21 protein-coding genes are annotated in these 19,094 nt (G+C 44.3%); 15 read left to right on the top strand and 6 right to left on the bottom strand.

What is annotated here, in order from left to right; all coding sequences use genetic code 11:
• Window positions 1-39: 39 nt before the first annotated feature.
• The gene (locus tag MJ595_RS03440) at window positions 40-576 is read right to left on the bottom strand and encodes a hypothetical protein (RefSeq protein ID WP_263081143.1); all 537 of its coding nucleotides are present in this window, start codon (window positions 574-576) and stop codon (window positions 40-42) included.
• Between the two features lie 281 nt (window positions 577-857).
• Window positions 858-1,400 (bottom strand): oligoribonuclease, encoded by a 543-nt coding sequence (gene orn, locus MJ595_RS03435; RefSeq protein ID WP_263081142.1) that lies wholly within the window; start codon window positions 1,398-1,400, stop codon window positions 858-860.
• A gap of 110 nt (window positions 1,401-1,510) precedes the next feature.
• On the opposite strand from orn, the gene rsgA reads away from it, so the two are divergent.
• Together rsgA and MJ595_RS03425 are read left to right on the top strand one after the other, a co-directional pair.
• A complete protein-coding gene (gene rsgA / locus MJ595_RS03430) occupies window positions 1,511-2,530 on the top strand; it encodes a small ribosomal subunit biogenesis GTPase RsgA (RefSeq protein ID WP_263081141.1) in 1,020 nt (339 codons plus the stop codon).
• A 323-nt stretch (window positions 2,531-2,853) separates the two neighbouring features.
• Window positions 2,854-3,780: a branched-chain amino acid transaminase gene (locus tag MJ595_RS03425; RefSeq protein WP_263081140.1), complete on the top strand. Its 927-nt coding sequence runs from the start codon at window positions 2,854-2,856 to the stop codon at window positions 3,778-3,780.
• Here MJ595_RS03425 and MJ595_RS03420 read toward each other — a convergent pair.
• From MJ595_RS03420 to MJ595_RS03405, 4 genes are read right to left on the bottom strand one after another with little or no spacing between them, the layout of a single operon-like run.
• Window positions 3,777-4,598: a LicD family protein gene (locus MJ595_RS03420; protein ID WP_263081139.1), complete on the bottom strand. Its 822-nt coding sequence runs from the start codon at window positions 4,596-4,598 to the stop codon at window positions 3,777-3,779. The genes MJ595_RS03425 and MJ595_RS03420 overlap by 4 nt on opposite strands.
• Window positions 4,588-5,019 (bottom strand): adenylyltransferase/cytidyltransferase family protein, encoded by a 432-nt coding sequence (locus MJ595_RS03415; RefSeq protein ID WP_263081138.1) that lies wholly within the window; start codon window positions 5,017-5,019, stop codon window positions 4,588-4,590. The genes MJ595_RS03420 and MJ595_RS03415 overlap by 11 nt, the downstream gene beginning before the upstream one ends.
• A complete protein-coding gene (locus tag MJ595_RS03410; protein WP_263081137.1) occupies window positions 5,016-5,219 on the bottom strand; it encodes a YrhK family protein in 204 nt (67 codons plus the stop codon). The genes MJ595_RS03415 and MJ595_RS03410 overlap by 4 nt, the downstream gene beginning before the upstream one ends.
• The gene (locus tag MJ595_RS03405; protein ID WP_263081136.1) at window positions 5,194-6,111 is read right to left on the bottom strand and encodes a choline kinase family protein; all 918 of its coding nucleotides are present in this window, start codon (window positions 6,109-6,111) and stop codon (window positions 5,194-5,196) included. Before MJ595_RS03405 ends, MJ595_RS03410 begins: the two co-directional genes overlap by 26 nt.
• A 606-nt stretch (window positions 6,112-6,717) precedes the next feature.
• Here MJ595_RS03405 and waaF point away from each other — a divergent pair.
• The 13 genes from waaF to MJ595_RS03340 all read left to right on the top strand — a co-directional run bounded on the left by waaF (window position 6,718) and on the right by MJ595_RS03340 (window position 19,094).
• Window positions 6,718-7,773: a lipopolysaccharide heptosyltransferase II gene (waaF, locus tag MJ595_RS03400; RefSeq protein ID WP_263081135.1), complete on the top strand. Its 1,056-nt coding sequence runs from the start codon at window positions 6,718-6,720 to the stop codon at window positions 7,771-7,773.
• Window positions 7,770-8,786 carry a lipopolysaccharide heptosyltransferase I gene (waaC, locus tag MJ595_RS03395; protein ID WP_263081134.1) on the top strand — a complete coding sequence of 339 codons (1,017 nt, stop codon included), beginning with the start codon at window positions 7,770-7,772 and terminating at the stop codon, window positions 8,784-8,786. Before waaF ends, waaC begins: the two co-directional genes overlap by 4 nt.
• On the top strand, window positions 8,776-9,909 hold the full coding sequence (locus MJ595_RS03390) for a glycosyltransferase family 4 protein (protein WP_263081133.1): 1,134 nt from the start codon (window positions 8,776-8,778) through the stop codon (window positions 9,907-9,909). Before waaC ends, MJ595_RS03390 begins: the two co-directional genes overlap by 11 nt.
• On the top strand, window positions 9,909-10,733 hold the full coding sequence (rfaP, locus tag MJ595_RS03385) for a lipopolysaccharide core heptose(I) kinase RfaP (protein WP_263081132.1): 825 nt from the start codon (window positions 9,909-9,911) through the stop codon (window positions 10,731-10,733). The genes MJ595_RS03390 and rfaP overlap by 1 nt, the downstream gene beginning before the upstream one ends.
• Entirely contained in the window at window positions 10,733-11,500 is a 768-nt protein-coding gene (locus MJ595_RS03380; RefSeq protein ID WP_263081131.1) for a lipopolysaccharide kinase InaA family protein, read from the top strand. The genes rfaP and MJ595_RS03380 overlap by 1 nt, the downstream gene beginning before the upstream one ends.
• A complete protein-coding gene (locus tag MJ595_RS03375; protein WP_263081130.1) occupies window positions 11,497-12,591 on the top strand; it encodes a hypothetical protein in 1,095 nt (364 codons plus the stop codon). Before MJ595_RS03380 ends, MJ595_RS03375 begins: the two co-directional genes overlap by 4 nt.
• Entirely contained in the window at window positions 12,588-13,493 is a 906-nt protein-coding gene (locus tag MJ595_RS03370; protein ID WP_263081129.1) for a glycosyltransferase family 2 protein, read from the top strand. Before MJ595_RS03375 ends, MJ595_RS03370 begins: the two co-directional genes overlap by 4 nt.
• A 6-nt stretch (window positions 13,494-13,499) precedes the next feature.
• A complete protein-coding gene (locus tag MJ595_RS03365) occupies window positions 13,500-14,867 on the top strand; it encodes a PIG-L family deacetylase (protein ID WP_263081128.1) in 1,368 nt (455 codons plus the stop codon).
• A 484-nt stretch (window positions 14,868-15,351) separates the two neighbouring features.
• A complete protein-coding gene (locus tag MJ595_RS03360) occupies window positions 15,352-16,083 on the top strand; it encodes an O-antigen ligase family protein (RefSeq protein ID WP_263081127.1) in 732 nt (243 codons plus the stop codon).
• Between the two features lie 96 nt (window positions 16,084-16,179).
• Window positions 16,180-16,962, top strand: a complete 783-nt coding sequence (locus tag MJ595_RS03355) for a glycosyltransferase family 25 protein (RefSeq protein WP_263081125.1) — start codon at window positions 16,180-16,182, stop codon at window positions 16,960-16,962.
• A gap of 38 nt (window positions 16,963-17,000) precedes the next feature.
• Entirely contained in the window at window positions 17,001-17,786 is a 786-nt protein-coding gene (locus tag MJ595_RS03350) for a glycosyltransferase family 2 protein (protein WP_263081124.1), read from the top strand.
• A gap of 45 nt (window positions 17,787-17,831) precedes the next feature.
• Window positions 17,832-18,614, top strand: coding sequence for a glycosyltransferase (locus tag MJ595_RS03345; protein ID WP_263081123.1), 783 nt, complete (start codon window positions 17,832-17,834; stop codon window positions 18,612-18,614).
• Between the two features lie 51 nt (window positions 18,615-18,665).
• Window positions 18,666-19,094: an adenylyltransferase/cytidyltransferase family protein gene (locus MJ595_RS03340; RefSeq protein WP_263081122.1), complete on the top strand. Its 429-nt coding sequence runs from the start codon at window positions 18,666-18,668 to the stop codon at window positions 19,092-19,094.

The following is a 19,094-nucleotide window of genomic DNA, read 5'->3' as shown; positions in this document are numbered from 1 at the left end:
ATTAGGAGGTACTTACAACCTTATAACCATCGCTGTATCTCAAGGTATTACGGGCAAACTTGGATGATGGTCACGATTAAAATCAACAATTTTTTTTAGTTCTGGTGTTATATCAGTATCAAAATAAAGTATACGTAGTGTTTTAGCAGGTCTATCACCTAAAGCATGTGACATCTCTTCAGTTTCGTCAGGAATAACAACCTCACTGATATCTCTTAACTTTGGGAGTTTAACGGTCTTTTTATCACAACATTCACAACATCCATAATAAATCGGACTAACGAATAGTGAGTCGATTATTTCACCATTTGTGACTCGCTTTGAAATATCTGATAACTCGTGAGACGTATTCATCATCCGACAGGGTGCATTTTCCTTAGGCTTGCAGCTAATGTCTAAAGTGCCAAGGCAATAACTGTCACTCCAACTTGTCTTTAGCAAGAACAGATGCGCTGCTGTTTTATCGCTTAAATTAAGGACAGTGCAATTTAACGCATAAATCTCACTCACTTCTGGGGGGCTAGCTACAGAATAGGAGCAAAAAAAGTAAATTAAAACGGGTACAAGAATTCGCATGATATGCCACCTCACTTTTACCGGTAAGTGTAGCCCCATGAACCTGTTACAACTGGAAAATGCTCTGATTTAGCAGCTTCTGTCAGTGCTGCACTTCGATTGACCGGAGTTCGACATTGGTCATTTATTTAGACTCATTCCCGGGTTCCTGTCTGGGACTGCATATCTCCCTGGGCCGTAAGTCTGGCATTGGTTGGAAAACATTCGTATGCATTGCCAGCATCCTGAGGGTGTCGCGACACCCTCAGGATGCTGGGAACGAGAGGCAGTACGGCAGGGACTTAGAGTTTAATAAAATGCTCACGGTAATAGCGCATTTCAATAATCGACTCTCGAATATCCTCTAAAGCCAGGTGCGTGCCTTTTTTAGAGAAACCATCCAGTAATTCCGGTTTCCAGCGGCGAGCCAGCTCCTTCAGGGTGCTCACATCAATATTACGGTAATGGAAAAACCCGTAGAGTTCTGGCATGTGCCTGAAAATAAAGCGTCGATCCTGACCAATACTGTTTCCGCACATAGGGGATGCCCCGGCCTCTACATGCTGTTTCAGAAACGCTAAGGTTTCCTGTTCAGCATTCGCTTCACTGGCAGTGCTGGTTCTACAGCGCTCAGTTAACCCTGTCCTGGCATGGGTTTCCAGGCACCAGTCATTCATGGACTCCAGAACCTGGTCACTCTGGTGAATGGCTATTACCGGTCCCTGCGCAATCTCATTAAGATGACCGTCTGTGATAATGGTGGCAATTTCCAGTACGCGGTCTTGATCAGGATTAAGGCCTGTCATCTCCAGGTCAATCCAGATGAGGTTATCCGATTTAGCCATTAAGCACCCGGTTTAAAAACTAAGAATTAGGTTAATTTAAAAGGAATAAGCTGACATATCCAGTTTACTTCATCATAATCCATCCGGAAAATCGACCGTACAGAGAACACATGGCAAAACGCAAGCTGACGCGTAGGCAAAACTGGCGTATTCAGAAAATTCAGGAAGAACGTATTTCCCGGGCAAGGAAAAAAGAGTCCCAGATTGAAGAGCAGCTCAAAAATGACCAGCTCGGTCCTGAGCAGCAGGGTTTGGTCATTGCCCATTACGGGGCGCAGCTGGATATCGAACCCATCAACAAACCCGGTGATACCTGGCGATGCCATCTGCGTACTAACCTACCGGCGCTGGTTACCGGCGATAAAGTCATTTGGCGGGCAGGTAAGGAAGGTTGTTCCGGGGTTGTGGTAGCACTGGAAGAACGCAACAGCCTGTTATCCAGGCCGGACATGCGCGGTCAACTCAAACCCGTTGCAGCCAATATCGATTATATCGTTCTGGTTATTGCCCCGGTTCCTACCCCCTATCCCAATTTAGTTGATCGATATCTGGTAGCCGCTGAAGCGGTGGACATCGAGCCGGTCTTGCTATTGAATAAAACCGATCTGCTCTCCACACCGGAAGACCGGCAGCTCATGGATGACCTGCTCTCCACCTATGAGAACATCGGCTACCGGACCCTGAAGGCATCCACCCACTCTGAAGAAGGCTTGCAACCGCTAAAAGCACTGCTGGATCAACATACTAGTGTTTTTGTAGGCCAAAGCGGGGTCGGCAAATCCTCTCTGGTTAACGCCCTGCTTCCCGGAGTTGACATTCGGGTAGGTGCCTTGTCGGAAACCACAGGTAAAGGAACCCATACCACCACGGCCGCCAAGCTCTTTCATTTTCCATCGGGGGGAACCCTTATCGACTCTCCCGGAATCAGGGAGTTCGGCCTCTGGCATATGGAGCAGGAAGAGGTAATACAGGGTTTCAGGGAATTCCGTCCTTTCCTTGGTCATTGCCGCTTCCGTGACTGCCAGCATGAACAGGAGCCCGGCTGTGCCATCCAGCAAGCCCTGATCAATGGTGATATTTTGCCGGAGCGAATGGACAGTTACCGGCAGATCCTCGGTTCATTGCTGTAAGTGCATTAAAGTCAATGTGAAGGTATTATTTCCTCTCGTTCCCTGCGTCCTGAGGTTGTCGCAAAAATTATTTTTATTAACCACGGCACCCTGAAGGGCATAATAAAGACACAAAAGCACGGAGATTTATAGTTTAAAGATATAAAAACTCTGTGCCTCCGTGTCTTTGTGGTTAAAAAAAAGAGAGTCAATCTCGTTTTGTGCACGCTGCATTTAGTTTCGCGACAACCTCTGGAGCCTGGGAACGAGTCTGATATTTAGGTTCTGTTGACGAACCTGACAGAATAAAAATTAATAGATTTGAATTTCAGGGGGAATTGCCAATGTCTTTCGCCAATCGAGAGGGCGTGATTTGGTACGATGGCCAGCTGGTTCCGTGGCGAGAGGCCCAAACCCATGTGCTCACTCATACACTCCACTATGGCATGGGCGTTTTTGAAGGGGTCAGGGCTTACAATACACAACAGGGATCTTGTATTTTCCGGTTGCAGGAGCATACAGAGCGCCTTTATCGAAGCGCCCATATCCTCGGGATGAATATTCCCTTCAAGCCAGAGCAATTGATAGAGGCTCAAAAACAGGTTGTTCAGGAGAATGGCTTGACTGAAGCTTACCTCCGTCCAATGTGCTTTTATGGTTCAGAAGGTATGGGACTACGGGCAGAGAATCTTAAAGTCCACTGTATAGTGGCTGCCTGGGAATGGCCCTCTTATATGTCCCCTGAAGCACTGGAAAAAGGTATTCGTATCCGCACGTCGTCTTATACCCGCCATCATGTCAATATCACCCTATGCAAAGCCAAGGCCAATGGCAATTATATGAACTCCATGCTGGCCCTTAAGGAAGCATTGGACAGTGGCTGCGAAGAGGCCTTATTACTTGATAATGAGGGTTATGTGGCAGAGGGCAGTGGAGAAAATATTTTTATCGTCAAAGAAGATGGCGTGATATATACCCCTGAATTGACCTCCTGCCTGGAAGGTATAACACGAGATACTATTATTCGATTTGCCAGGGACATCGGCCTGGAAGTCAGGGAAAAACGATTAACCCGTGATGAAGTCTACATCGCCAGAGAGGCGTTCTTTACAGGCACTGCCGCAGAGGTGATGCCCATCAGAGAACACGATGGCAGAATTATCGGCAGTGGCAAACGGGGTCCTGTTACGGAGCAGCTGCAAACCATGTATTTCAACCAGGTCAGGGGCAAGGGTGAGAGTATACCTGAATGGCTGACCCCGGTTACTTAACCCGGATAAAAATGGGTATCAGGCTTTTCAGGATAGTATTCTGAAAAGTGCCCCTCCCTTTCAGTCATACCCGGCGGTGTCATATAGTCTCCATACATATCCTGTAGATAGTGATGGGCATCGCCTGGTGCGGGAAGGTTCAGACTTTCAAATATTACGCTTTTAATAGGGTAGACGTGGCTGCGACGAAGAAAATAAGTGAACCAGCGACAACGATAATAAAAGTATTCTCCCTGCTCGTCCCGACTTTTGCTGATGACTTTTTGTGCGGCAATATGACGGTTAAAAAACAGGCGGATACGTTTTTTTAAGGCGCGAATGCCTCTGTCACCCGGTTTCAGTTTGATATTGGCATATTTGAACGCTTTTCTGGTGTTTTTGATTTTTCTTGAATGGCTTTCCATGCAGAAAATATCGATAAAAAAACCACTGGGCAAAATACCCACCTCTCTTGTGTTCAGCTGTTTTGATGAACTTTTGAGATCATAAATTTTTGTAATGCCTTTGTTCATTAACGGGCAGTGTTCACCATTGAGCAGTAATAAATCATCACCAAGATAGTGGGGAGCCAGCTCTAGAAACTTTCCGTAGTTTTTTTCTGACATACAGACATCAACATCATCATCCCATGGAATAAACCCCTTGTGACGGATAGCACCAAGCAATGTTCCGCCATCTATCCAATATTCCAGGTTATGGGTTGTACAAATATGGTCAAATATTGATAACAATCGAAGCAATATATGCTGCATTTTTTCCGCTGGGGTACTGTAGCGATCACGGTTATCTGGAAATAACACGGACAAATTATCTTGCAAAATACACCTCCTGTTTTTTTACCGCCGTGATTCTTTGAATGATTGATGACGTTGATGTATCTGGCTGACGTCCAATAAAACGCATGATGCCAAGGGACTTTGCCGCATCATAGAAGTGCCACCCGCTATGGTTATACTCGTCCTCTGCCTGGATATGGATCGAGATGCGATGGCTAAAATAAAATGCTATATCGGGTACCAAAGGGGAGCAAAATACCTGATCAACACAGGCCAGTGACTCCAGCATTTCTATCCGCTCATTGAGAGGAATAACGGGTTGGCGTTTATAGGCCTGGGCATCATCATCTGAACACACACCGACAATGAGCAGGTCACCGTGTGTCCTGGCTGCCTTGAGTGCGCGAATATGACCCGTATGCAACAGATCAAACACGCCGGAAGTGAAAACACGGATAGTCATTGCCTTTTTTCTCTAATACTGATCAATGGATTGATCATGTAAAGCAGGGAACCCGCTACAAAGAAATGAACGCTGATGGTATAGTCCAGACCCCATGAAGACAGTACAGGGGTGTGATAGAAACCCATACAGCCAATCAGAAAAATAAGTCCGGCCAGCGATTCAAGGACTCTTTTAACCCATCTGTTGACAGAAAACATAGGCCTTCTCCAACAATTGCCGGGCTACCTGCTCCGCTTTTTTCAAGCGACTCAAGCCATATTCATGATAGTCAAGATTCCCTTTGGCGAAATTATTTTTCTGTATAACCGACCAGATACTCCAGAGGGTGTTGATCTGCAGCTCAAAAATAGCAATGGCATGGATTGAAAGGGGTTGCCGGTAACAGTCTAAAAGGTATTGTCTTTGCCGTTCATCTAATTCCGATTCAGTAAACAGGGAGGCAATATCCATTTCGGCAGTTCCCTGGCCGGAGTATTCCCAGTCAATAAACTGAATGCGGCCCTGTCGTGAAACCAATATATTCTCAGGCACCAGGTCAAAATGAACCGGACAGCTTTTCAGGTTTAGCCGGCTGATTTCAGACTGAAAGGTACGGCAAAGACCTATCATCCTGTGGAGTCCCTGATAAAGTTGCCCGGCAGGAACAAGCTTCAGGTAATCATCCAGCATTTGCACCAGGTTAATTTTATAGGTGAAGTTGCATTGAGACCGATGAAGCTTTCTCAGGGCAGGGGCAATAATATCCAGGTATTTTTCGATATTATCCACCCGGAGGCTTTTGCCGTGATTCACCCAGCACACAATCTTGATACCACTGTTGGCGTCAAGCATGACAGGCTCAGGTGTCAGTGCCAGTTTTTGAAATGCCAGCAGTGAGTTATCCCGCTCATTCTGCCGGTCGATGAACTGTGACGTTCCCGGGCCCGGTAGCCTCAGCGCATAGCTGGCGTTAAGGTGCCTGATTTTGTAACTCCGGTTGGTGGTTCCCGGGAGGCGATCAATGACATTAATATCATGAGACTGTGCTGACAAGGACTGGCCAATAAATTGAGCCTGTGTCCTCGTAGCTATATCGTTAATTGACAGCATGCACGTTAAATCATGTGGCGTAATCTATCTCCAGGAGTCGGCAAGAGAGGCTCCCGAACCAAATATAAGCTCCCTGTATTTATGCAATACCCAGGCTGACGGGAGCGCATTGAATATAGGTAAAAATACACATTTGCGCCAAATATTCCGGTTTAATGGGTTATGGTAAAAACTTATAAATTCTCTATGTCATTGATATCCCAGGGTTTGATACCGGGTTCTGTGATCTTGCAGTGGAGACTTTTCCTGGAGCTCCTAGGGGCTGTTTTTCTTTATGGAAATTTTGGTAATTATCGTATAATCCCATCCATTTTATGCTCAAGAGTTATTCTTCTGGGGTATCAGCCCAATGAAATGATGTGCAGGGAAGATACTCATTTGAAATTACTGGTTTAGTTAATAAGCTTCCAGTTATCCGATCATTTCCAGTTCTGCCAGATTAAGAGAACCGTAATTTCCCCTCCCCGGAGTCCCTCAAAAACTCTGACTGACCACCGGTAGAACAATCAGTAAGGGAGGAGGAATCAACACAGTCGGAATGGCCAGGATCATTCTGACGGGCGGTAGCGTGCCTGAATATAAATTAACCCAGGACATTTCCATAACGTGAAGTACCTGATTGTAGGTCCCTCCTGGGTGGGGGACATGGTGATGGCGCAAACATTATTTATCACCTTGAAACAGCAAAACCCTGACGCAAAAATTGATGTACTGGCACCGGCCTGGAGCGGACCCATTCTTCAAAGAATGCCTGAAGTACACCGCAGTATTGAAATGCCTTTAGGTCACGGCAAGTTGAATCTTGGCACCCGTAAAAAAATAGGGCATTCCCTTCGGGTGGAACACTACAATCAGGCAATAGTCTTGCCTAACTCGTTTAAATCGGCATTGATTCCTTTCTGGGCCAATATCCCTATACGCACCGGTTGGCGTGGCGAAATGCGCTTCGGCTTGCTAAATGATATTCGAGCCCTGGATAAAGAACAGCTGCCGTTAATGGTGGAACGGTTTGTGGCACTGGGTTATCCCAAAGGTCAGGCAATGCCCTCCCCGCTGCCCAGACCCCAATTACAGGTTGAGCCTGCCAGCGTCGACAGTGCGCTTCATCGACATCGCTTACAGGTTGACGCCCCTATTCTCGGGTTATGCCCCGGGGCAGAGTTTGGCCCGTCAAAGCAGTGGCCAGCCGGTTATTATGGTGAAGTGGCGCTGAACCTGCTTAAACAGGGCTGGCGGGTTTGGCTTTTTGGCTCAGAGAAAGATCGTCAAATCACCACCGAGATAATGTCATACATTCCTGACCCGCATCGGGAACGCTGCTGCAATCTGGCGGGAGAAACCACACTGGCGGATGCGGTTGATCTTCTTTCGAAGACAACCACTGTTGTCAGTAATGATTCCGGGCTGATGCATATCGCTGCCGCGCTGTCCCGGCCATTGGTGGCTGTTTACGGTTCAACCACGGCATCCCATACGCCACCCATGAATACCAATAGCAAAACACTTTGGCTAAAACTGGAGTGCAGTCCCTGTTTTAAAAGGGAATGTCCCCTTGGACATCATAACTGTATGAAGCAGCTTGATCCTGACATGGTCATGGCAGCTATTGAGCAGCTTGGCAGAGAACAGCATGAATCACTGATTGGAGTTCACCAGGAATGAAGGTGTTGCTCATAAAAACCTCCTCCATGGGGGATGTTATCCACAGTTTGCCTGCCTTGACTGATGCGGCTTCGGCGATTCCCGGCATTACCTTCGACTGGGTGGTTGAAGAGGGTTTTTCAGAGATCCCGGGCTGGCACCCGGCTGTGGATAAAATTATTCCTGTTGCCATTCGCCGCTGGCGAAAGTCGCCATTCAATACCCTGGCCACGGGTGAATGGCGGCGATTTAAAGAGCGACTGCAATCCAGGGAATACGATGCTGTCATTGATGCCCAGGGACTGTTTAAAAGTGCACTACTGGCCAAGCTAGCCAAAGGCCCTGCCTTTGGGCTGGACAAACATTCAGCCAGGGAACCCATTTCAGCCCACTTCTATAAGCATCCACTCAATATCTGCTGGAACCAGCATGCGGTAGAGCGGGTCAGGCAACTTGTGGCAAAGTCCCTGGGGTATGCTATTCCCAGGGAAACCGGACGGTTCTCGCTGGATCAAAGCCGATTCGATAAAGAAACTTACAGCCATACGCCTTATGTTGTTTTTATTCACAGTACCACCTGGCCGGACAAACACTGGCCAGAACCTTACTGGTGCCAACTGGCCAATAAGGTGAACGACAATGGATACAAAGTCCTGCTGCCCTGGGGTAACACCACAGAAAAAGAACGGGCTGAACGGATAGCACAGTCATCAAGCAACACCGAGGTGCTGCCAAAAAGCAGTCTGTCGGGTATTGCCGGAGTGATCGCCGGGGCATCCGGAGTTGTTGCCGTGGATACCGGACTTGGACACCTGTCAGCCGCACTGGAAAAACCGGCAGTGTCACTGTATGGCCCCACCAGTCCAGACAGGGTTGGAGCCTATGGCAAGTCACAGGTTCATCTCACCCTTGAAGACTGCCCTGCCGGTGACTTTCCCTCTGTAGAACCGGATATTTTTGCGCCAATGACACCGGAGCTGGTATGGGACAACCTGGTAACCCTATTGCCTCAGGGAAGAAGGAATGACACTTGATTTTGCCCTCTTCAACTATTTTCCCTACGGCGGACTGCAAAGGGACTTTCTGAAAACGGCCATTGAATGTCAAAAGCTGGGCCATGATATCAACGTCTATACCAGCCAATGGCAGGGAGCCTGTCCGGATGGCTTTACCATTAACAGGCTCCCCATTCAGGGTTCATCCAATCACCGCAGGATGGAAAGCTTCCAGCAGCAGTTAGTTCGTGCAACAGGCAGCCGTTCAAACCTGCTCATTGGCTTTAATAAACTGGCAGGGCTGGATATCTATTTTGCCTCGGATACCTGCTACCGTGAAAAAGCCATGGCAGAACGAAGTTTAATCTACCGCTGGACACCCAGGTACAAAGCGTACGAAAAACTTGAGCAGGCGGTTTTTGCAGCAAAGGCTTCCACCCTGATCCTGACCCTGACCCAACAGCAAATCACTGATTTCCAGAGGCACTACCAAACGCCTCCGGAGCGCTTCAAACTGCTGCCGCCGGGAATCAGCCGTAATACATTGCTTGAAAACAGGGCCACTATCAGGGAAGAGCTTGGTAAAAAACTCAACATCCCGGCCACCGACCTGGTATTGCTATTGGTGGGTTCCAGCTTTAAAACCAAAGGGCTTGATCGTGCTATCAAGGCATTGGCCGCCTTGCCTGAAAAGCGGCAGCAAACGGTGAAGCTGCTGGTAGCTGGCGGTGATAAGCAAGATCGCTTTATTGCGCTAACCAGAAAACTGGGGCTTTCAGACAATACTATTCACTTTCTTGGCGCCCGGGATGATATACAACAACTGATGCTTGCAGCAGACCTGCTTATCCATCCGGCCTACACGGAAAGTGCCGGAATGGTTCTGGTTGAAGCCCTGGCTGCGGGCTTGCCGGTGCTTACCACTGAAAACTGTGGCTATGCTTTCCATATTACGGCGGCCGATGCCGGGGTTGTACTACCCTCCCCGTTTCAGCAACCGGCACTCAACAGGCACTTAAACGAAATCATTAGTTCAAGCCAGCACCGGATGCAATGGCATAACAACGCCAAAACCTATGCTGCCAAAACGGATCTTTATAGCCTTCATCAGCAAGCTGCAAAGATCATTGATCAACAAGCCCAAATATTGTTGAACCAATAATGCTTTACCTGAGAGACGACTTTAAAACAGCCTGGAGCGGCAAAAACCCCCACGCCTTACTGGACTCAATGGAAGGGGAAACCTTCAGGGATCTGGAAGCCCGCCGCACTTACCGGTTTGAATTCCAGGGCAAAGGTTTCTTCGCCAAGGTACATAAAGGGGTTGGCTGGGGCGAAATTTTTGAGAACCTGCTCAGGTTTCGAATGCCCGTACTGGGAGCTCGCAATGAATGGCTGGCACTGAATAAACTGCACAGTCTGGGTATTGATACCATGACCCCTGTGGCCTTTGGCGAAAAAGGCTGCAACCCGGCCAGGCAACACTCATTTCTGGTGACAGAAGAACTGGATAACATGTCCAGCCTGGAAGATATTTGTGAGCGCTGGAAACAATCACCACCCTCGATCCTTCTAAAGCGGGCAATTGTGAAAAAGCTGGCTGAAATCAGCCGAACCCTGCACGACAACGGCATCAATCATCGGGACTATTATCTGTGTCACTTTCTGGTTCCCGATGGCTCACTGGAGCAGTTTGAGAAAAACCCGGATAACCCCCTGCGTTTTTTTCTAATTGATTTACACAGAGCGCAGGTTCGTAACCAATTGCCTGACCGCTGGCGTTTAAAAGATCTGTCGGGGCTTTATTTCTCAGCCATGGATTACGGGTTTACCCAAAGAGATATATACCGTTTTATTCGTTGCTATACCGGCTTACCCCTTAAGCAGGCATTGACCCGATACCAAACAATGCTGGTAAAAATAGAAAACAAGGCAAACAAGCTATACCGGCGTATGGAACGAAAAGCAGGACATCCAAATTACTAATGGCACACTGGAATGTAACTGAACCCTGGCAGGGAACTGCCATTGCAACAGTATTCGGCAGCCTGGACCGGGTTTTTCAACTTTCCGGAAAAACCATCACCAAAGATGCCCTGAGTGAGGTCATACTGTTTGAAGCGGCAGACACTCGTTTTTATGTCAAACGATACACGGCGGCAGGCAAAGGACTTCGCAAATACCTGGGAAAAAGCAGAATCCGGGCCGAGTGGGAAAACATGCTCTTTTTTCACCAGCTTGGCCTACCCGCTGCCAAGGTGGTTGCCTATGGTGAAGAACGAAGGGGTGGACTGTTTGTTCGGGGGGCATTGATTACCGAAGAGTTAAAAGCCACCACAGATATGGCAAGGCTTGCCCATCAGCATGACGCCAGGCTGAAAGACCCAAAATGGCTATACCCTGTCCTGCAACAAATTGCGGAAATCGCCAAAACACTGCACAGGGCACGGTTTATCCACACGGATTTCAAATGGCGGAATATTCTGGTTACCGGTGATAGCCATCCACAGGTTTACCTTATCGATTGCCCCGCAGGCTATCAATGGCCACAGCGGTGTTGTGGCAAACCCGTGGCTCGTGGAATCATTAAAGACCTTGCCTGCCTGGATAAGGTGGCGAAATACCATTTAAGCCCTAGCCAGAGGCTTCGTTTTTATAAATGGTATTGTTTCGGCAACGTAAAGCAAAAGTTATCAGTGGCACAGAAACAGCAAATTCGTCGTATAGTGGCCTTCTTTGAGGGTAGGGAATGATCAGCCTTAATGAATTTCTTATCCATAAGACCGATGAAGAACGTTGCCAGTGGCTCAATAGTTATCTGAAGGAAGTCACAAAGCTTCATCAAAACAGACAGGCAGCCACCCTTGAAATAACGGTTACCAGCACCTCTGAATATACCCTGGAGATTGCCAGCCTCCCGAATAGCAGCCTGACTGATAACAAGTGGTGTATTGCTAACCTGATTGATTGTCTTACCCGGCTCTACCCCAGGTATGACCGTTACCTGTCACAGCTTTGGCATCCTGATTCATTTATCAAAGACTATCCCCCCCTAAAAACCATCGAGAAACGTGTTTATAAAAAACGCAAAGCTCGCGAAAAAAACCTGAAGCACTGCTTCGAAAATAATACCCACTTTCAGGTTAGTAAAAGCTGGAACCACTATCAGGTCATCCAGAAAGCCTTTGACGGCCCGGAGCTAACCCGGCTGTTACAGGCCCCTGATCAGGCCATTGCTGAGGGAGAGATACTCAAAGACTGCAAGGCAACCACCGTAAGCCTGTATAAAATGGCCAATGGCCAAAAAGTAATTATCAAACGATATAACAGCAAGGGAACGGCCTATAGCCTGACTCGCAGTCTCATCGACTCACGGGCAAGAGTTTGCTGGCAAGGTGCCTTATTACTTGACCAGATTGGTATAAGCACCCCAAAAAATCTGGCCATGCTGGAAGTCAGGCAGGGACCCTGGATAAAAACCAGTTATCTGATAACAGAGTTTAAAGAGGGTGAAACCCTTTCTGACTTATACCGGGAAGAGCACGAACAATCATCATGGCCCACTATTGCCCGACAAGTTGAGGATATTTTACTAACATATCCAAGGGTAAGAGTGGCCCACGGGGATTTTAAAGCCACCAATTTTATTATCGATAAAAACCAGCCAATAATGATTGACCTGGACTCCTTCAGAAGCTGCTCTTTTTTTAAAATATTTAAAGACACTTACTTTCGGGATCTGGATCGTTTTGAGCGTAACTGGGTTCGTTGCCCATCTGCAATGAAACTATTTACCCCGATCATCCAAAATGCCCGTTATTCATGCCTAAGCGCAACCCTATGAACCATAAAACACCGCTTTTTAGCATTATTATTCCAACCTATAACTATGCTGAATATATTGAAGGTACAATACAATCTGTCCTACAACAGCAAGGTAATGACTATGAACTTATTGTAATTAACGATGGATCAACAGACAACACTGACAAAGTTATTAAAAAATTTCTATCTAATAGAAAAAATGCTATTAGATACTTTTTACAAGAAAACAAAGGAGTATCTGCAACTCGTAACAAAGGAATAGATTTAGCTAAGGGCCGCTATCTTTATTTCTTGGATAGTGATGACAAAATGCTAAATGGCAGCCTTGATATTTTTAGAGAAGCAATAAAAAATCATAGTTATGTAGATATGCTGATCGCACGTTATTTCTCTGTTTATGAAAACGGAAAACGTAAAGCACGGTGTCTCTGGAAACTCACTGAATCAAAAGAACGAAATTTTAAAAATTATCTACTAAGTAAAGATAATTCTTTATTATGTAGTTCTATCCTCTTTAAAAAAACTGTATTTGCGAATTACAGATTTCCCGAACATTTAAGATTATATGAAGACGAGCCAGTTTTTGCTTATATACTAGCAAACTTCAATGCTCTTAAAGTAGAAAAAGAAGTAGCTCTCGTTCAAAAACATGAGGGCAGTCTCCGACATAAGGTGTACCATGGACTGGTAGAACGGTCAGTTGATGAAATTTTTAATGAGCAGCGTATTCCTCCCAGTTTTATGAAATATCGGAGTGCTTATTTATGTCTAAAAAAACTTGACCAGTTCAGAACTCTCTTTCTGGCAGGTAAATATCAAGACGCCTGGGAGCAGTATAAAGAAGCCTTTTCATACAATAAGCGCACTGCCTTACAGTTAAACTTTCTAAGAAAAGCGATAAAATCCTGGCTGAGAAAATAAATAACAATGCTATCAGGTAAAAATAAGCACTATCTGCTGCTATCAATCGTTCTGGTGTTATGTGTCATTTTAGGTTGGTACGGCTATTTTCTGTCAGCTTTGTTGCTGATAGTAGCTGTCTATACCATCAATGAATTGATAGGCTCTGACCACATCCGCTATAACCCGTCAAAGGATTACGAATACCATTTCTCCAATGCCCGCCATTTTGAAACTGCGTATAAGAAAAACAAGATCACACTCCCGCCAGAGGTGGTTGACAACAATCACACGCTATTGCTTGAAGTGGACTGTAAAGCCTCTTTACTGGGGCATATGTTTGATCCCTATATAGAGATGGAAGGCACCAACAAGCGTTCAAGGCAGTATCTTGAAAGGGGTTGCGGAGGAAAAAGGTATCTTAATATCTCCCATATTAAGCCCTCTGAAAGCGGCACTATTAACATTCACCCCAAGTTCTGTCGATTGAAAGACGAAAACTGCCGTATTATTGCCTTCGAAAATCCACACATAGCCAATAAGCGGACACTTATCGTAGCACCCCATGCTGATGATGCAGAGATAGCTGCCTTTGGTGTCTATAGCAGCAACCCTGAAAGCATGATTGTTACGATAACGGCAGGAGAGTCTGAACCTGGAAGCGCCTTAAGGAAGTTAACTGAAAGTCACCATGAAAGCGTGGTGTTAAAAGGAAAACTGCGGAGTTGGGATAGTATTGCAATTCCTCTGTGGGCAGGTCTCCAGCCAAACCAGGTCATCAACCTTGGCTATTCCGATAACAGTCTTGAGGATATGCACCTTAATCCATCAAAGACCTTACCTGCCGATAATAGAGCCGAGTTCAGGCAATTCAACTCAATAAGGCTGGAAACTGACAGACATGATGACGCCTCCTGGCAAACCCTGATTCAGGACTTGAAAGAGATTATCCTGAATTATAAACCTGAGGTGATCATAACTCCTCACTCAACGATGGATGCCCATCGTGACCACCAGTTTTCAACCAAAGCCATACAGGAAGTCCTTAAAAACCACAGCACGTACAAACCTGTGTTGCTCTATTATATCAACCACTTACCCAATACGGATCTATGGCCCTTTGGCCCCCATGGTTCAGTGATAGCACCTCCACCAGGTACTTATAATATTGCTGGCATCTACTCATCTCCTGTGAGTAAAGCAACGCAGATTAATAAGGCATGCAGCCTGGAGATGATGCATGACTTGAGGAACCCTATAAAATTCAAACACCGTGTACGACAATGGCTTCAGAATAAACTGATCAACCGGCCTGTTCATCCACTGAGTCATGAGCCTTACTTGCGTAAAAGTGTCAGAGAAAATGAATTGTTCATTAGGGAAATGATCGAGTAACCTGTAGAAAAAACACGAACAGGTTTAGTACATGGAAAGTGCATTTTCAAGGGTAAAAGCCAGGGTTTCCGAGCAGTACTGCTGGTATTTTCTGCTTGCTGTTTTTTTTATTCCTGTTCTTATCGATAACTGGAAACTGGTCACGAACCTGTACCGGGTATGGATCTGTATACCAATACTGCTGTGCATAAGATGGAAAGACTTCAGGCTGTTTATTCAAAATCGTTTTGTACAGCTTTTCATGTTAATGACCGCCTGGTTTTCCCTGTCCCTGGCCTGGTCGCCAGATGATAGCAAAGTAGTGAATATGTTGACCCGCATTCTGGCAACATGCGCTCTGCTTTATCTGACCTGGCTAATTAGCCATTATCAGCCGGATAAACTAGTGAGCCTGGGAAACTATTATTTATTCTCAGCACTCTGCCTGATTCTATTGCTGGCTATTTTTCGCTGGGAAAGCATAATCACACTTGACCGAAACCTTATGGCATTTGGGGCTTTTTTCAAGCCTGGCCCCCTTGCGGTATTTTTCAGTGCTGCTGCACTTATGAGCCTTTTTTTGGCAGGAACAAAGAAAAACCTCTCACTCGTATATATCGCATTAATGGTGGTTTTCTTTGTATGCACTATTATTACCCAGTCCAGAAGTGGACTGCTTATGTTCGCAAGCGGAGCCATTGCTTACTTATTGCTTGAGCGCAGCCAAAAGAGTCTTCTCATTTTTTTAGTGGTCACTGCATTATGTACTTTATCCTTGGCCACCATTTATTTTTATAACCCAGATCCTATATTAGATCTTTGGGAAAGGAAGGATGCTCAGCGATTTTTGATATACCAGAATGGGTTTTCAATGATTACTGAATCGCCATTAACTACCGTTATTGGTCATGGGCTGGCTATTGATAAATTGATTCCTTATAGCAGTCATTTTGAAACACATATACATATGTTATATATGAATATCGTTTTTCAAACGGGCCTTATAGGGCTTCTTCTGTTCCTTTTTGCTGTTGGCTGGCGCTTTTACAACATTATATTTAAACGCACTCCATACAATAGTTGGGATATTATCCTGATAGGTATGCTCGTCGCTTTTTTATTTGATGGCAATAAGTTTTATGTCTATCCCGGTGGTACTATGGCCGCCTTTTTGTTGCCATTATTTATTACCAATCTGGTACCCGAAAGAATAATGGCTGATAAAGTCAAGTTCTGAAGCATAAGAAAGAGGTGCAGGACTATACCTTCCCTCTTTTATCAAACCACTCACCACTAGATAGCGCTCACCTTAAAACCCATTCATTATCAGCCCATGAAGCAATCAATTAGTATTCCCACTTATGTCATTTGCCTGGAAAGAGAAGCTGACAGACGAAGGCATATAGCCCGGCATCTCGAATCATTCAATATTGACTTTCAGTTTTCTAATGCAGTTGATGGCCGACAGCTGACAGAAAAAGAGAAAAACGACAAATACTCAGAAAAAAAAGCCATTGATATTCGTGGCCGAGCATTGGCTCCAGGAGAGCTTGGGTGTTACCTTAGCCACTGTAATATCTGGCATCAAATGGTAGAGCATAATATTCAGCATGCCCTTATTTTAGAATCCGATGCAGAATTTTCTGAAGAAGCCATAGCCGTCATTAATGCTTTAAATAAATTCCCTGCTGACTGGGAGCTTATAATGCTTTATTACCGTGACTGCTACCCATCATTCTGGAATCAAGCACCCATCACAAACAACACCAAATTAGTAAGGTTTTCTAATAAAAGTTCCTGTACCACAGCATACCTTCTCAGCCTTTCAGGAGCCAGGAAGCTATTAAAGCACGCCTACCCTCTTTGCCTCCCGGTTGATGACTACATGACGGGCGGTTATATCAACAAAGGTGTTAACCTTTATGCCGCTTATCCCAGAACCATTGAGTTAACCGAAGGCAGTGATGAAACCTCAGTTATCAGACCGGATATCAATGCGATGGTGGGGCATGACACACTTAAAGCACGAAAACAAAAAAAACAAGGGGCTTTAAAACAGCTTGAAAAACGTTCCAGGCGGTTTATCAAGCAAATAATGCCAGCTCCTTGGTTATAACAATTTTTTCAGCCAGATAATATTTCAATATAACCCTTATGGAATTTTCAGATAGTAGCGATGTAACCGTCGTAATTACCAGCTGCGGTCGATTCAACTTATTGAAAAAGACGTTGGATAGTTTTTTCCAGTATAACACTTACCCCATAAATAAAATAATTATCACAGAAGATTCCGGTGATGATAAAATACTATCAGTTATACCTGAAAAATTTAAAAAATATTTTAATATCATTATTAACAAAACCAAACTAGGTCAAATTAAATCTATAGATAAAGCCTACAACCTTGTGGAAACAGATTATATTTTTCATTGTGAAGATGACTGGGAATTCTATCGATCTGAATTTATTGAAGACTCAAAAAAAATACTCAAGAATGATAAAGAAATATTTCAAGTTTGGTTAAGAAGTTATTACCATGATGTAAAAAATAATGTAAATCTTCATTTTCAGGGACCAAGAAAAATAATTGATGATATTCCTACCTATAAAGTCGTATCAGAAGACCCGAACTGGCATGGATTTTCATTTAATCCAGGATTGAGGCGACTATCTGATTATAGAAAAATAAAAGGCGGATATTATGGTCTTTTTAAAGCAGGTTCCAGTGCCGCTGCAACAGAGAGTAATATATCCAGTTATGTTCATAACTCTGGTCAGTATGCAGTAATATTGGAAAATGATGCTGTTGCACATATTGGTGACGGGCAGCACGTGTTAAGTAACCATCAGAAAAGAAAAAAAACAATCCGTAAAATACGAGAGCTATTGACTGTAACATTATTAATCATTATTTCTTTTTTACTAGGCACGCTGATATAAAAAGTTACTCAATAGCTTACTAAGCATTACATAGATGAGAAAAATATGAGTGATATAATTCAATCTCTTTGGATTGGCCAAGAACTTTCAAAGATAGAACAATTATGCATCAGTTCTTTCATAAAAAATGGATCAGAATTCCATTTATATACATATGATCAAGTCGAAAACATACCCAGCAATACTGTCATAAAGGACGCCAATGAAATAATAAATAAAAACGAAATATTTAAAACAAGAGGAGGAAGCTATGCGATCTTTGCTGACTGGTTTAGATTTGAGCTTCTTTATAAAAAAGGGGGGTTTTGGGTTGATATGGATATGATATGCCTAAAACCCTTTGACTTTGAAGATGAGCCTTATGTTTTTGGAAGAGAAACTCAAGACTCCGTATCAAATGCAATCATGAAATTCCCGAAAGGGGATAAAATCAGTCGGTTTATGGCTGATATTTGTAAAGAGCCAAATACAATTCTCCCATATGATAGCCGTAAAGAAAGAACAAAAAAAATAAAAAGACGCTACCTTAAAGGAAACCGTAGAGAAAATGTGGGATGGGGTGAAGCCGGTGGACCACTCGGATTTAGCAGATGCCTTCAGCATCATAAAATTTATAATATTTCAAAGCCGTTTACATATTTTTTCCCTATACACCCTGGTAATTGGTATACCATATTTGATAACACTTTTTTTAATAATTCATCCTTCTTTAATGGTAGCTACACAGTTCACCTCTGGAATGAAATGCTAAGAGGGAGCAACCTCAATAAAAACAGCACCTTTGAAGAGAATTCCCTAATTGAAGATCTAAAATCAAAATATCTTTAGTAGCAATCAACCTAACTCATCACTACTTAAGACATCTCTACTGGAAATAATATGATTATTGGCTATACCACAGGCGTTTTCGACTTATTTCATATAGGTCACCTAAACCTACTTAGAAATGCAAAATCGATGTGCGATAAATTAATTGTTGGTGTAACAACCGATGAATTGGTATCCTATAAAAATAAAAAGTCCGTCATTCCTTTTGAAGAAAGAATGGAAATCGTTCAATCAAACAAATATGTAGACGCAGTTATACCTCAAGAATCTATGGACAAATTGAATTCATGGAGAAAATTAAAATTCGATGTAATGTTTGTTGGTGATGACTGGTTTAAAACTGAAAAATGGGAGGCAATAGAATCTGAATTTAATAAAGTTGGGGTGAGAATTGTATATTTTCCTTACACAAAAACAACATCATCCACATTAATAAACGAAACGCTTACCAAACTTAGAAATAATGGGATATCAGGATAG

Origin of the sequence: Endozoicomonas sp. Mp262, from assembly GCF_025643335.1 — a bacterium.
GTDB lineage: Bacteria > Pseudomonadota > Gammaproteobacteria > Pseudomonadales > Endozoicomonadaceae > Endonucleibacter.
The sequence above is the reverse complement of the archived record's forward strand: the minus strand, read 5'-3'. Positions and strand labels throughout refer to the sequence as shown.

Excerpts from the sequence above, each read along its gene's own strand:
- MJ595_RS03440 (WP_263081143.1), bottom strand. The coding sequence starts at position 576 with ATGCGAATTCTTGTACCCGTTTTAATTTACTTTTTTTGCTCCTATTCT.
- orn (WP_263081142.1), bottom strand. The coding sequence starts at position 1,400 with ATGGCTAAATCGGATAACCTCATCTGGATTGACCTGGAGATGACAGGC.
- rsgA (WP_263081141.1), top strand. The coding sequence starts at position 1,511 with ATGGCAAAACGCAAGCTGACGCGTAGGCAAAACTGGCGTATTCAGAAA.
- MJ595_RS03425 (WP_263081140.1), top strand. The coding sequence starts at position 2,854 with ATGTCTTTCGCCAATCGAGAGGGCGTGATTTGGTACGATGGCCAGCTG.
- MJ595_RS03415 (WP_263081138.1), bottom strand. The coding sequence starts at position 5,019 with ATGACTATCCGTGTTTTCACTTCCGGCGTGTTTGATCTGTTGCATACG.
- MJ595_RS03410 (WP_263081137.1), bottom strand. The coding sequence starts at position 5,219 with ATGTTTTCTGTCAACAGATGGGTTAAAAGAGTCCTTGAATCGCTGGCC.
- MJ595_RS03405 (WP_263081136.1), bottom strand. The coding sequence starts at position 6,111 with ATGCTGTCAATTAACGATATAGCTACGAGGACACAGGCTCAATTTATT.
- waaC (WP_263081134.1), top strand. The coding sequence starts at position 7,770 with ATGAAGGTGTTGCTCATAAAAACCTCCTCCATGGGGGATGTTATCCAC.
- MJ595_RS03390 (WP_263081133.1), top strand. The coding sequence starts at position 8,776 with ATGACACTTGATTTTGCCCTCTTCAACTATTTTCCCTACGGCGGACTG.
- rfaP (WP_263081132.1), top strand. The coding sequence starts at position 9,909 with ATGCTTTACCTGAGAGACGACTTTAAAACAGCCTGGAGCGGCAAAAAC.
- MJ595_RS03380 (WP_263081131.1), top strand. The coding sequence starts at position 10,733 with ATGGCACACTGGAATGTAACTGAACCCTGGCAGGGAACTGCCATTGCA.
- MJ595_RS03375 (WP_263081130.1), top strand. The coding sequence starts at position 11,497 with ATGATCAGCCTTAATGAATTTCTTATCCATAAGACCGATGAAGAACGT.
- MJ595_RS03370 (WP_263081129.1), top strand. The coding sequence starts at position 12,588 with ATGAACCATAAAACACCGCTTTTTAGCATTATTATTCCAACCTATAAC.
- MJ595_RS03365 (WP_263081128.1), top strand. The coding sequence starts at position 13,500 with ATGCTATCAGGTAAAAATAAGCACTATCTGCTGCTATCAATCGTTCTG.
- MJ595_RS03360 (WP_263081127.1), top strand. The coding sequence starts at position 15,352 with ATGGCATTTGGGGCTTTTTTCAAGCCTGGCCCCCTTGCGGTATTTTTC.
- MJ595_RS03355 (WP_263081125.1), top strand. The coding sequence starts at position 16,180 with ATGAAGCAATCAATTAGTATTCCCACTTATGTCATTTGCCTGGAAAGA.
- MJ595_RS03350 (WP_263081124.1), top strand. The coding sequence starts at position 17,001 with ATGGAATTTTCAGATAGTAGCGATGTAACCGTCGTAATTACCAGCTGC.
- MJ595_RS03345 (WP_263081123.1), top strand. The coding sequence starts at position 17,832 with ATGAGTGATATAATTCAATCTCTTTGGATTGGCCAAGAACTTTCAAAG.
- MJ595_RS03340 (WP_263081122.1), top strand. The coding sequence starts at position 18,666 with ATGATTATTGGCTATACCACAGGCGTTTTCGACTTATTTCATATAGGT.